The organism is Sellimonas catena, assembly GCF_027924685.1.
In the GTDB taxonomy this organism is placed as follows: Bacteria; Bacillota; Clostridia; order Lachnospirales; family Lachnospiraceae; genus Sellimonas; species Sellimonas catena.
This window is the reverse complement of the sequence record NZ_BSBO01000016.1, coordinates 16,480-29,200: the sequence shown is the minus strand read 5'-3', so window position 1 is coordinate 29,200 and position 12,721 is coordinate 16,480. Positions and strand designations below refer to the sequence as shown.

Here is a 12,721-nt window from a genome sequence, read left to right as displayed (position 1 = left end):
TCCTCCTTCTATTTCAAGGTCATTTTCCGGTACATCCGTGCATTTTGATGATTGGCATCGTATGACAGCGCCTTGTCAAAAAATCCTTCTGCCTTTTGAAGTTCGCCCAGTCCCAGAGAAGAAAGCCCCATTAAATACCAGCAGTGAGCCTTGTTTTTCCTGTTCAGGTCATCTTCAAAAATCAGAAAATCCGGAAGGGAAACCGCAAAATACTCAATCCGCATTTCATCATTCAGATGTTGTTCCCCGTAATCAAGCAGCTTAAAGAACCGTGATCTGGCTTCCTTTTCCTTACCCAGCTCCCGTTTTGCCAGTCCTTGATACAAAATCATATCCGCCGGCTGATCATAGTAATACATTACTCCGGCAGGTTCGATGTCTCCCAGAGAAGCCCGTTCAAAGTATCCGTGCGCCTCCTGCTCTTTTCCAAGCGCCTTATTGCAAATTCCCAGATAATAGTAAATATGATTATCTTTCGTTCCCTCCAGACGTCCTTCTCCAAGATTTTCAGGATACCTGAGCGCCTTCTCAAGATAGTCCTTTGCCTGTCCGTATTCTTTTACATCAATACATTCTTTTGCCATCTCAAGAAGTGCAATCTTATACTGAGTCGTAATTTTTCCTTCTGCTCCTTCCCATGGACGAAATGTGTGGGACATAATTGATTCATATGCTTTCTTGTAGTTTCCGAGCAGATTTTGTAATGTAATATATTCAATCCGTACGTCATCTCTTTCTTCTATGACTTCCGGATGCTTTTCATAATTCTGGATCCGCTGTTCAAACGGGACTTCCAGCTTTTTATATAACTGATCCAGTTCCAGGAACACCCGTGCATCTGTCTCGTCCAGTTCATATGCCCGCTCCAGCTCTTCCTGTGCTCTCGCCGGATCCTTTTTCTTATTATAATAAGCAATCGCCAGATTTCTATGAACCGTCGGGAAACTGTCATCCCGCTTTTCTGATTCCTCCCATAAAGCAACAGCCCGATCAAACTGCAGCTTGTCATAATAAAGATTTCCCAGATAATAGTATGCTTTTGCTCCATCACTGCAGGCTGCGATCGCATCCTTCAATACTGCAATATCTTCCAGCTTGTTCGGGAAACAGTAAAGCGGACTGCACGTTTCAGCTGTTTCATAAACCGCTTTCGCTTCCGTGGTACTGCCCATGCAGTGCAGATAATACCCTTTGTAATAGTAAAGCATCGGCTTTTCTTCCGTACATTGTGCCAGAATCGCAACCGCTTCCTCATAATTTCCGGATTCTGCATAGTCTCTGGCTGCCTGCAAATAGGATTCCCCAAAGTTTCTCATCCGCTTATTCATCTCAGCGAGTGCATCCGGACTGTCCTTTTCCAATAAAGCATTCTCAAACATAGACACAAAGTCGAACGGATCCACCTTCAGATTTTCTTCGATCTGCCGCTTTGCTTCTTCCTGTTTCCCAAGCTTTCGCAATATCACTGCTTTCAGACCTCTTGCTTTGATATTATGCACATTTTTCACCAGCCCCTTGTTGACGAACTCCAACGCAGCCTCATAATGCCCTCTTCCCGACTCAATCGCCGCCAGATAATAAAAGGACATTTCCTGCTGTTCATTTGACCAGGTTGCCTTATAAAATGCGTCAAAAGCTTTTTCCATTTTCCCCTGATAAAACAATGCCAGTCCCAGATTATAGTACGGCTCACTGTCATATGGATTCGGATTTTTCCAGGTCAACCTCTGCAACGCCTTCCGGAAACAGGATTCAGCCTCCTCAAAACATCCTCTTCGCATCAGCAGAAGTCCATATGCGTTATTGATTCGTATATCACCCGGATCCCTTTTTAATCCTTCCAGATAGTATGGATCCGGCAGATACGTCGCATGCCGGTACTGCTCAATGTGCTGTCCGGTGAGGAACAGTTCCTCATTTGTCATAATCTCTTCCGGATCTTTTGCCGCCTCCGCCGGCTTTGCAAGCTCCGGAATTCCAGCATCTTCCGGCCGGTACTCAACAAGCAGCTCTTCTCCTGAAAATACCTGTACTTTGAGATCTGATTCTTTTTCCACCGTAATGTCCAGCACCTTCTCATAAATATCTACCGGCGAGATCATACAACGTTCCGAATAGATTCTTTCTCCTTGTTTTGTCACCACAATTTCCGCGTCATCATATGGCTGTGTACCATATACGCAGACATACAGGCCCTCTTTTCGTACTTCCATATTTAAAGCTGCATGAATCGACGCATTTTTTACCGGTCCGACCTTCTTGTACGGCATGAAATACTGGCAGAATGTCTTCTCTTCAAACGGCTTTAACCATGTAAAATCCGGCTGATTGTCCGTATATACTCCCGTCATCAGTTCAATATACGGTCCATCCTCGTCCGTCAGATTCCGGTCCCATGCTTTTCCGAATTCCCCGCATCCCCAGGTCCACTGCTTCTTGCCCGGCGAAATGTGGTGGTCTGCCACATGCAGAATTCCAGCCTCTTTCTGATAATCATAGCCTCCCACGAAATCATAGTCAGACTTTTCTGCCATATAAGAAGTTGGCACAGGAATATTTTTATATCGTGAAATGTCAACTCCCTCACTGTAATCGTGTTTATAATACACCCCGTTGGCAATCGGGAAACGGGAAACATCTCTTTTTCCATGATCCATTACCGAATGTACATCCGGCGGAAAGATTGACTGCGTGTAGTCGTTAACCGCAACGGCCGGATTTGCCCACCACAGAAAGGTCTGCGGCAGCGCGGTCCGATTGTAAAGCTGTCCTCTGATTTCAATGTACGCCTTATCCGGATACAGCGTAAATCCTGCAATTCCTTTTGTCCCATACATCTGATCCACATCATTGACAAGAAGCGTCTTACTTCCATCTTCATGTTCCTGAATCAGATAATCTACCGGCATGAATGTCGTCGGCCGGTGATGCTGCGGCCAGTTGAATTCAATTCCTCCGGATATCCATGGTCCCAGAAGTCCGACCAGCGCCGGCTTAATGACACGGTTATAATATACAAAATCATATTCGTTCGTCTTATCATAGGCCCTCTGGATCCGTCCGCCAAGTTCCGGAAGAATCATCACTTTAATATACTGATTCTCAAGAAATACTGCCTTGTAAACTTTATCTGTCTTTTCCTGACTGATCTTTTCTATCGTCGGATAAGGATACACCTTTCCACTGCTGCCCTGATAGACTCTCTTTTCCAGAAACATCGGGTTTTTATCCGGTTCCCCAATCTCGTAGGTAGGAATGACTACCTCTTCTTCCCAGATCTTTACTTCCTCCATATTGATACTCCTCGTCTGCATTTATTATTTTAAGCATATTGTAATATGCATTTTCCGCGAAATCATTATTGTTTCTTGTTCATCTATTTAAAAAAATTGCTGTTTCTTTTGCGTTTTACAGATAATTGCTTTACAATAGCATTAAAAGAAATGGAGGTATCATATGCGTTCTACCGAATTCAAAGTTTCACCTCAGTCAGACTACTATGTCTACACCCCAAGCGCCCTTGCCCGAAAGCTCTACCTCTATCCGCTCCTGACCGGATATTTTATCTATGAGCCGGGTTATTTCATAGAAAGAAATCATTTTGACAATTTTCTGATCATGTATATTTCAAAAGGAACCTGCACTGTTTCGGCTGGCTCACAATCCTATACCGCCTCAGCCGGACAGTTTGTTCTGCTGGACTGCTACCACCCTCACAGCTATGGCAGTGAGGATTCCTGGGAGGCTGTCTGGCTGCATTTTGACGGTCCTCTCGCCCGCGCTTACCATGATGAAATTCTGTCTGAATGCGGTCCTGTTATTGCCCCTGCGCATCCGGAAGTTCCAGGCGGCCTGCTCTCCCGGATTTATGAAATATTCTGCACTTCTTCTCCGCTGGAAGAACATGCTCTCTCCGATTATATTACCCGTATTTTAAACAGTCTTCTCTTTTCCGGGCAGAGCAAAAAGAGAAGCGCCCTTCGCACTTCCTCTATTACGGATACCATCACCTATATAAATGAACACTTTCATGAATCCCTCACGCTGACTACACTTGCAAAACAGGCGAATGTCAGTCCATACCATTTCACAAGGATCTTCGCAAAAGAAACCGGGATGACACCCCACCATTATCTGATCGCCACCCGGATTTCCGCAGCAAAATTTCTTTTAAAATCTTCCGGCACTTCCATAAAAGAAATTGCGTTTCGTACAGGATTTCAGAGCGAAACCAGTTTTTGTAATACCTTCAAAAAATGGGAAGGATGCACTCCAAGCCAGTATCGCTCAAGCGGCACCCTCTCCCCTTCCGCCTTCTGAACATAAAAATCGGGAATGATTCCAATAAACCATTCCCGATTTAATAAAGTTTCTTTATTTTATTCTGCCTGAGGCACCTTTTGTTCCCCTGCTTTCTTTTTCCACAGGTTCACGACAATAATTCCCGTACATACCAGCAACAGTGCCAGCAGATTTTTTGCGGAAAATGCCTGGCCACCTTCTCCAAGAAGCAACGCTGATAAGAGTACCCCGATTACCGGATTGGTGAAGCCGTAAATCGCTACGCGGGACACCGGATTGTATTTCAGAAGAATACCCCAGAGTGCGTAAGCCATGGCGGATAAAAATCCGAGATACAAAAGCAGAAGGGATGACTGCAAGGTAAATCCTGACAGACGTCCGCCTGTTGCAAATCCAAGCACGGAAAGGATCAGTCCTCCCACAAGGAACTGATAGCCGCTTAACATGACCGGATCATCCTGCTGCGAATATTTCTTCAGATAGATAGATGAGATCGCATAAAATAATGCCGCAATAAAGACAAATCCCTCTCCATTAAGGTGCATCTGTGTTCCGATGGAACCCCCTCCAAGATTTGCTACAACGACACCGGCAAGACCGACCACACACCCAATCATGGTCGGAAGCGTCATTTTTTCCTGGCGGAAGATGAAGCAGGCAATCAGAATCGTCAGAAGACTGTTTGTTCCCGTGATGATCGATCCGGTCACCCCGCTTGAGTGTGCCAGTCCAACATAGAAGAAGAGGTACTGGATGACCGTCTGCATCATACACAGCTTCAGAATATTTCCAATGGAACTTTTTTTCGGAAGCAGTACTCTTCTTTCTATGATGCTTTCAAATACAATGCTCAGCACGCCGGCAAGTGTAAATCTCACCCCCGCAAATAAAATCTGTGTGCTGACATCATCCGCGGCGATATTCAACAGCTTATATCCGATTTTAATGCACGGAAAAGCACTTCCCCACAACGCACAGCTGATGATGGCCCCGATGGCCACCACCCATCCGTTGGTCAAAAGCTTTTCTTTTTTCATGTTGTTTTTTCCTCATTCCTATTTCTTTTTCTTCAGCATTTCCTGTACCTGCTTTAACGCTTCGGCATATCTCTTCGATACCGTATTCGGATTTCGGTGCAGCAGTCTTGCGGAACGTCTTGCCGCCCGGTTCGTCAAAGAGCCGATGTTCTTAAATTCCTGCTCGATCTGTGTTTTAATTTTCTGAAGCTCTTCCCGCTTCTCCAGACCGGCATCTATGGACTCGTTGACTCTGTCAATAAGCTCCACAAGCATCATACGACGGTTTTCTCTCTGCCGTTCGATCATTCCTTCCAGGAATTCTTTCCGGGACATCTTTCGTTCTTCCCGTTTCATCTGATACTGCATCAGTCCATCCTCCGCAAATGCGGAAACAACTTCGAGACGCTTCTGCAGTCTTTGGATCTTTTCGTTGCTGTCGCTTAACCGGATCAGCATATCCCGCAGGTCCATTGCCTCGCTGAAGGACAGAGTAAAGTCCACAGCAAACGCGGAGGAACAGACAACAGATACTACTTCTGCAATCCGTTCCGGAATCTGGAGAACCAGATTTTCAATCGGTACATGGATCACCCGCACAAGAAGCACAGAAAACACACCCCAGCCAAGCGAAACCGGGAGACAGATATAGCCCTTCAGATTCAGCGGCATATGGCTGTAGTCCCAGTACCGTACCCGGAAAAGCCGCTCCATGCAGGCCCCTGTCACGTATTCCAGAATGGTTGCCCCTGTCATTCCGAAAAGAAATATCAGAATCACCTGATCTCTTACTCCAATTGTACATAAAAGCACGATAATCGCACCGCTTCCATAAATGGGCAGCATCGGTCCGTGCAGGAATCCTCTGTTAATCCATTCCCTCTTCTTTATGGAAACATAGCAGCTCTCCCATACCCATCCGAGAAAACAGTAAATGAAGAAAAACAGCAGCCACTGAATAAAGGTATATTGATAGGTCAATCGCATTTTCCTCCTTATTAATTGTCAACCCCGTTTTTTCCGCACAGATCACTTAAACAGCATTTGTCACAGTACGGCTTTGTTCTTGCTGTACAGACATCCCGCCCATGGTAAACAAGACGGTGGCAGAAACTGCTCCCCTCTTCCGGCGGCACCAGTTTCCAGAGCTCCATCTCTACTTTTTTCGGCTCCTTGATGCCATCCACAATACCGATTCTGTTTACCAGACGAATACAATGCGTGTCGGTCACAATGGCAGGTTTTCCGAAGACGTCTCCCATAATCAGGTTTGCACTTTTTCTGCCGACACCCGGGAGTTTCAACAGGGCGTCAAAATCGTCCGGAACCTGTCCGCCGTACTCGTCTCTCAGGATCTTCATACAGGCGCTGATATCTCTTGCCTTACTCTTTCCTAATCCACACGGACGCACAATTTCTTCAATCTTTTCCACAGGTGCATCCGCCACTGCGTTGATATCCGGATATTGGGCATACAGATCCTGCACCACCACATTGACTCTCGCATCGGTGCACTGTGCCGCCAGCCGGACACTGATCAGAAGCTTCCACGCCTCATTGTAATCCAGCGTGCAGTCCGCGTCCGGATATTCTTTTCTCAATCTTTCAATTACTTCTAATGTCAGCTCTTTTTTGGTCATTTTTTCACTCCATTTTATTCTTCTGTCGTTGAAAAAAGAAGAGAGAGATGTTCCGGATTTTCATAATCCTTGCTGTATCCGTCATCATGATAATATTCATAAGATGCCATCTCATTTTGCACAAATTTCAAAAGCTCCAGATGCTCAAAATCAATGTCCTGCGTACACTGTGCCGGTTTTGCCAGCGGAATCAGCGTATCCGGACGCATGAAAAATACAACATCTGTCAGTTCCACATCGATGTACTGATGTCCTGCCGGACGGATCTCTGTCTCCATCGTTCCGTCCTCCTTAAAGCGTACCATCTTCATCGTCTCAGGCAGGTAAACATAACGCCCTCTCGCGTTCTGCTCATAGACCGGGGCAAGCATCAGCTCATTGCCAAGAAGCAGCTGATCCTCCACCTGAGCGGCATACTTATCGTCCGGATAATCAAAGGCCAGCGGGCGGAACATCATTTCGCCGCGGAGCGCCGCTTTCATATATTCACTGTAAAGATACGGGATAAGCCGGTATCTCAGTCCGATCACATGCCGGAATCCTGCTGTATTTCCAAACCGGTAGACTTCCTGCTCCCTTGTTCCCGCGGCGGAATGGTTCCGCATGAGCGGCGTGAAAATGCCGAACTCCAGCCAGCGCATCAGAAGTTCCTCTGTCGTATCTGCGCCGAATCCGCCCAGATCCGCTCCTGTATAGAGGAAACCGCACATATTCAAAGACGGCATCATCTTGATATTTAAAAGCAGGTGGGACCACCAGGACTTGTTGTCACCCTGCCAGATTCCGCCATACCGGTGCATACCGATATAGGAAGAACGAGAAAACATGAGAATTCTCTTGTCCGGTTCCAGACGTTCAAACGCTTCTCCTGCCGCCTTTGTCATATTGTATCCAAACAGGTTGTGCACCCGGTCATGGCGCACCCGGACACCGTCCATATCATGGTAAAATGCTTTATAGTCTTCCGGATTGTTGGAAAGGCCTCCCACAAGCCCCTGGAATTCAGAGAAACTGTCCAGATCCAGATTTTTTCCTTTATAGGTATCGATTTTTTCCATGACCGCCTTCAGGCTGTCCTCCGTATAAAAGATGGACGGCTCATTCATGTCGTTCCAGAAGCCCTCGATCCCCTGATCCAGAAGAAAACGGTACTGATCTCCAAACCAGTTACGCGCCTCGGTATTGAGCATATCCGGGAATAAGGCTCTGCCCGGCCAGACTGCTGCCACAAACGGAGTCCCGTCTTCTTTTTTGCAGAAGTATCCCTTCTCGATTCCCTCTTCATATACCGGATATCCCTTTTCTTCCTTCACGCCGGCATCGATAATCGGTACCAGGTGAATGTTTTCCTTCTTCATTTCTTCTACAAAGTCCGGAAAATCCGGAAATGTTTCCTGATTGAGGGTAAAATCCTTATACCGCTCCATATAATCGATATCCAGATATACGCTGTCCAACGGAATCTGAAGATCCCGGTACGCTTTCACCACTTCCCGGACATCATCCTCACTCCGGTATCCCCAGCGGCTCTGTCCATATCCAAATGCCCACAGCGGCGGAATGTAACTGCGTCCGATCATTTTCCGGAACTGCTTTACAATATCTTTCACATCCATGCCTGTAATCACGTAAACATCCAGATTCCAGTCCGATGCCTGAATTTTCAGTTCCTCCATCTTCGTATATCCAATATCAAAACTTACAATTCCCGGATAGTCCACGAAAACGCCAAACGTCTCCGAACCGTCCACTACAAAAAAGTTATGGGCAGCATAAAGAGAACGCTTTTCTTCCATATGATTCGGGTCATCCGTACATTTGCTTTCATAGATCCATCCACGCTTGTTGATTCCGCGCAGATTTTCCCCCAGTCCGTATACCCGGTCGTGTTCCGCCATCCGGTATGTCAAAGTCATCTGTTCTTCATCTACCACAAAAAAAGGAAGCGCTCCCGCCTCGATCTCTGGCTTTTCCGGCACCGCACCGGTTTCAATGCAACTTCCATATGTATATCTGCTGATCATACTCTTTCTTCCTTTCTTCTCATAATTGCATACTCCTATCTAATCACTGTTTTTTCCTGTTGTCAAACGAAACCTGAAAAAAAAATCAAACTGTATATATCTAACATTGACAGTAATGTCAGTTCGTGCTAGACTGTGCTTATCAAACAAGTACAGTATTAACAAGAAAAGGAGTAAGCTTATGAACAACGAATATATTTCCTTTCACCATCTATCCAAAAAGTTTCAGAACGACCTCGTTCTGAAAGATATCAGCGCCGTCCTTCACCGAGGCGAAATTCTCGGTTTTCTTGGCCCTAGCGGTGCTGGGAAGACCACAACCATCAAAATCCTGACCGGACAGCTTCTCCCTACTTCCGGGGAAGCCAAAGTGCTTGGAAAACGTTGTCAGGACATTGATGAGTCCATCTATGAACAGATCGGAATTGTTACGGATCAAAGCGGAATCTATGAGCGGCTGTCCGTCTATGACAATCTGAAATATTTTGCAAGGCTTCTGAATGTACCGCTCAAGGATATTGACCCTCTTCTGAGGCGGATCGGGCTGTATGATCACCGGAAGAAACCTGCCGGCAGGCTTTCCAAAGGCCAGACACAGCGCCTCATCCTTGCACGGGCCATCCTTCACCGCCCCAAAGTACTCTTTCTGGATGAGCCGACCAGCGGACTGGACCCGACGACCGCTCTGGAAATCCACCGGATGCTTCTTGAGTTGAAAGAATCCGGTATGGCCATTTTCCTGACCACTCACAATATGGAAGAGGCCTCCAAACTCTGCGACCACGTTGCCCTGCTAAACGAAGGCACCATCGTAGAGTACGGCACACCGGAATCCATCTGCCTGAAATATAATACCCTCAAGAGGTACCGGGTCCGTTTACAGGACGGAAGCCGGCATGAGCTGGAACAAAGTGAAGAAACCAGCCGGAAACTCGCCGGCTGGATTTCGCAGAACGTGATTGAGACGATTCACTCCTGCGAACCGACACTGGAAACTGTATTTTTAACTGTGACAGGGAGGACATTATCATGAAAACCATTCATCTTAGAAAACTGACCGCAATTATGGAAGTAAAAGGCCGCACACTTTTCAGTAAAAACCTGATTATCATGCCGGCATTTTCTCTGGCCTTTACCTATCTGATCAAAATGATATACGGAAATATGGACATCGGCGTTGACACAAGCGGCTATGCACTGTCCATGGGTGTACTGATGAATATCTGTATGACCGGCATCTACTGCGTTGCCGCTCTGCTTGCCGAAGAGAAAGAAAAACATACACTCCGCACCCTGATGACCTCCTCCGTAAACGGACTGGAATTTTCCATCGGAAGTCTTCTACCGTCACTGGCTCTGCTTATCATCGTCAATGTGCTTTGTGTCTTCCTTTCCGGAATGACCTTTGACGCTTCCGAATGGATGGCTTTCCTGGCTGTTTCGACAGCTGCTTCTATGATCAGCTGTATCATCGGCATGATTTTCGGAATCTTTGCACCAAACCAGATGACCGCCGGCACCATCACCACTCCGGTTCTGATTGTACTGATGCTCATCCCGATGCTCTCCGGTCTGAACGAAACGATCGAACGGATTTCCGGCTTTCTGTTTACCGGAACGCTTAACGCGGCCATCACCAATCTGGATCTCGGAGCGTCTGTGATCGATACGAAAGGAATTCTGGTACTTGTCCTGGAGGCCCTGCTTTCCATCCTGCTGTTTCTCATCCTTTACCGGAAAAACGGCTTTGAGTCAAATTGATTTTGACTCCTGCCTTTTTATCAGGTAAACTGTACAAAGACAGTGAAACAGATGGAAAGAAAGGTGATTATGTGGAGATCATACTGAGCAGCTCCAGCGACAAACCAATATATGAACAGATTACATCTCAGATCAAGGAGATGATTATGAAAGGCGAGCTGAAACCCGGCGAGGCTATGCCCTCCATGCGCAAGCTCGCCAAAAGCCTGCACGTCAGCGTCATCACGACGCAGCGTGCCTACGACGATCTGCAAAGAGACGGATTTATCATCACAGTTCCTGCAAAGGGGACTTTTGTATCAACCCAGAATCAGGATTTCATCCGTGAAGAAAATCTGCGCAGAATCGAAGAGCTCCTGACGGACGCCGCCACCCTCGGAAGAGAGAACGGACTTTCCCTCGAGGAGCTTCAGACTACACTTGAACTTGTTTACAAGGAGGACTAATTCCATGCAGCAGGCACTGGTAATTGAAAATCTGACAAAACGCTATAAAGACTTTACCCTGGACCATATCTCCTTTTCTCTTCCTCAGGGTACGATTCTCGGTATCATCGGTGAAAATGGTTCCGGAAAATCAACTCTGATCAATGCACTCCTCGGCCTCATCCCAGCTGATTACAGCCAGCTGGAGCTGCTGGGAAAAGACATCGCCGCACATCCGAATCTGATCAAGCAGGATCTGGCCGTCATTTTTGATGATGCAGGGTATGATGAAAACTTTACCCCTCTTCAGATCGGGAAGTTTCTTTCTCATGTATATAAAAACTGGGATGCGGACAGTTACCGTTCCTATCTGAAACGCTTCGATCTTCCCGCAAAGAAACGCCTGAAAACATTTTCCAGGGGAATGAAAACCAAGCTGGAGTTTGCCATCGCGTTCAGTCATTCTCCCAAATTTCTGATCATGGATGAAGCGACCAACGGCCTGGATCCGGTATTCCGGGATGAAATCCTCGACCTTCTCCGGGAATTCAGCGAGGAAGAAAATCATACGGTCCTGATCGCCTCCCATATTACAAGCGACCTGGATAAAATCGCCGACTATGTTGCCTATATTCATCATGGCAGGCTGCTCTTTTTCCAGTCCTATGATGAGCTTCAGAATGAGTACGGCATTATCAACTGCAAAAAATCCTTTCTCGATAACCTGAATCCGGAAGACGTTGTCTATTACCGGAAAGAGGACTACAGTTACCGTGTCCTTGTCAAAAACAGATACAGTCTCAAACAGATTTTCCAGGATGTGGAAATCCATTCTGCCGATCTGGAGGAAATCATGCTATTTTACGCAAAGGGGGAGAAACTGGAATGAAAGGAATTATATTAAAAGATTTTTATGAGAGCATTATCATACGTAAGAACCTGCTGAACTGGATTTTTGCCACGGTCATGATCGTGGCACTGACCCTCGTATTCCAGACCAGATATGTATTTGTTCTTTTCTGCGGCATGGCGATTCCGATTCTTGGCACTTCCATGCTTCAGTTTTCCATGGAGCAGGATGAGATCGCACACTTTTATAAATTACAGCGTACATTTCCGCTGACTGTGAGGCAGATTGTTCTTGCCAAATATATCCTGGCACTGCTCTGTACAGGATTTTTCCTGCTGGTCTCCCTTGGATTTTCACTGATTTATATTTCTGTCTACAAGGTGGCCTCTTTTACAGAAGGGATGCAGATCTGTGCCATGGGAATCCCGCTTTCCCTCACCTTTATGGCAGTTACCTACTTTGGTTATTTTCTCTTTGGCGCCAAGCTCGGAACAATCCTGTATGTCATTGTCACCTGTATTACCGCAATGACATATGCCGTGTCGGCATTAAATTTCAACATTCTGGACCTGTTATTCCTCAACAGAACCCTGTTGTTTGTGATCGGGCTTCTGATTTCCATTGTTCTTCTGGTCATCAGCTTCTTCTTATCCGTCCATTTCTATGAAAGAAAACTGAAATAAGACACTATTGCAAGAGGCAC

Annotated in this window: 11 protein-coding genes; 6 read left to right on the top strand and 5 right to left on the bottom strand. The window is 46.3% G+C overall.

The genetic code is table 11. From position 1 onward, the window contains the following. Positions 1 to 8: 8 nt before the first annotated feature. A complete protein-coding gene (locus Selli1_RS08770; protein ID WP_087252236.1) occupies positions 9 to 3,293 on the bottom strand; it encodes a DUF5107 domain-containing protein in 3,285 nt (1,094 codons plus the stop codon). Positions 3,294 to 3,456: 163 nt separating this feature from the next. On the opposite strand from Selli1_RS08770, the gene Selli1_RS08765 reads away from it, so the two are divergent. Then, a complete protein-coding gene (locus Selli1_RS08765) occupies positions 3,457 to 4,320 on the top strand; it encodes an AraC family transcriptional regulator (RefSeq protein WP_087252237.1) in 864 nt (287 codons plus the stop codon). Between the two features lie 59 nt (positions 4,321 to 4,379). On the opposite strand, the gene Selli1_RS08760 is transcribed toward Selli1_RS08765, so the two are convergent. From Selli1_RS08760 to Selli1_RS08745, 4 genes are read right to left on the bottom strand one after another with little or no spacing between them, the layout of a single operon-like run. Beyond that, positions 4,380 to 5,339 (bottom strand): DMT family transporter, encoded by a 960-nt coding sequence (locus Selli1_RS08760; protein ID WP_087252238.1) that lies wholly within the window; start codon positions 5,337 to 5,339, stop codon positions 4,380 to 4,382. 18 nt (positions 5,340 to 5,357) lie between these two features. Then, positions 5,358 to 6,299, bottom strand: coding sequence for a putative ABC transporter permease (locus Selli1_RS08755; RefSeq protein ID WP_281872747.1), 942 nt, complete (start codon positions 6,297 to 6,299; stop codon positions 5,358 to 5,360). 17 nt (positions 6,300 to 6,316) lie between these two features. After that, positions 6,317 to 6,958 (bottom strand): endonuclease III domain-containing protein, encoded by a 642-nt coding sequence (locus Selli1_RS08750; protein WP_087166795.1) that lies wholly within the window; start codon positions 6,956 to 6,958, stop codon positions 6,317 to 6,319. Between the two features lie 14 nt (positions 6,959 to 6,972). After that, positions 6,973 to 8,982 carry a glycoside hydrolase family 31 protein gene (locus Selli1_RS08745; protein WP_281844230.1) on the bottom strand — a complete coding sequence of 670 codons (2,010 nt, stop codon included), beginning with the start codon at positions 8,980 to 8,982 and terminating at the stop codon, positions 6,973 to 6,975. Positions 8,983 to 9,163: 181 nt separating this feature from the next. Here Selli1_RS08745 and Selli1_RS08740 point away from each other — a divergent pair, with 181 nt between their 5' ends. The 5 genes from Selli1_RS08740 (at position 9,164) to Selli1_RS08720 (ending at position 12,701) form a co-directional block, all read left to right on the top strand. After that, complete coding sequence (locus Selli1_RS08740; RefSeq protein WP_191437422.1) at positions 9,164 to 10,015, top strand: ABC transporter ATP-binding protein; 852 nt, start codon at positions 9,164 to 9,166, stop codon at positions 10,013 to 10,015. After that, a complete protein-coding gene (locus tag Selli1_RS08735) occupies positions 10,012 to 10,743 on the top strand; it encodes an ABC transporter permease (RefSeq protein WP_281844229.1) in 732 nt (243 codons plus the stop codon). The genes Selli1_RS08740 and Selli1_RS08735 overlap by 4 nt, the downstream gene beginning before the upstream one ends. A 71-nt stretch (positions 10,744 to 10,814) precedes the next feature. Then, positions 10,815 to 11,189 carry a GntR family transcriptional regulator gene (locus tag Selli1_RS08730; RefSeq protein ID WP_087166930.1) on the top strand — a complete coding sequence of 125 codons (375 nt, stop codon included), beginning with the start codon at positions 10,815 to 10,817 and terminating at the stop codon, positions 11,187 to 11,189. Positions 11,190 to 11,193: 4 nt separating this feature from the next. Beyond that, on the top strand, positions 11,194 to 12,057 hold the full coding sequence (locus Selli1_RS08725) for an ABC transporter ATP-binding protein (RefSeq protein WP_281844228.1): 864 nt from the start codon (positions 11,194 to 11,196) through the stop codon (positions 12,055 to 12,057). Then, positions 12,054 to 12,701: an ABC-2 transporter permease gene (locus Selli1_RS08720; RefSeq protein ID WP_281844227.1), complete on the top strand. Its 648-nt coding sequence runs from the start codon at positions 12,054 to 12,056 to the stop codon at positions 12,699 to 12,701. Before Selli1_RS08725 ends, Selli1_RS08720 begins: the two co-directional genes overlap by 4 nt. Positions 12,702 to 12,721: the final 20 nt, after the last annotated feature.

Bases quoted from the DNA above. Each gene is read 5' to 3' on its own strand.
- Selli1_RS08720 (WP_281844227.1), top strand. From the start codon at position 12,054: ATGAAAGGAATTATATTAAAAGATTTTTATGAGAGCATTATCATACGT.
- Selli1_RS08770 (WP_087252236.1), bottom strand. From the start codon at position 3,293: ATGGAGGAAGTAAAGATCTGGGAAGAAGAGGTAGTCATTCCTACCTAC.
- Selli1_RS08765 (WP_087252237.1), top strand. From the start codon at position 3,457: ATGCGTTCTACCGAATTCAAAGTTTCACCTCAGTCAGACTACTATGTC.
- Selli1_RS08745 (WP_281844230.1), bottom strand. From the start codon at position 8,982: ATGATCAGCAGATATACATATGGAAGTTGCATTGAAACCGGTGCGGTG.
- Selli1_RS08740 (WP_191437422.1), top strand. From the start codon at position 9,164: ATGAACAACGAATATATTTCCTTTCACCATCTATCCAAAAAGTTTCAG.
- Selli1_RS08735 (WP_281844229.1), top strand. From the start codon at position 10,012: ATGAAAACCATTCATCTTAGAAAACTGACCGCAATTATGGAAGTAAAA.
- Selli1_RS08750 (WP_087166795.1), bottom strand. From the start codon at position 6,958: ATGACCAAAAAAGAGCTGACATTAGAAGTAATTGAAAGATTGAGAAAA.
- Selli1_RS08725 (WP_281844228.1), top strand. From the start codon at position 11,194: ATGCAGCAGGCACTGGTAATTGAAAATCTGACAAAACGCTATAAAGAC.
- Selli1_RS08760 (WP_087252238.1), bottom strand. From the start codon at position 5,339: ATGAAAAAAGAAAAGCTTTTGACCAACGGATGGGTGGTGGCCATCGGG.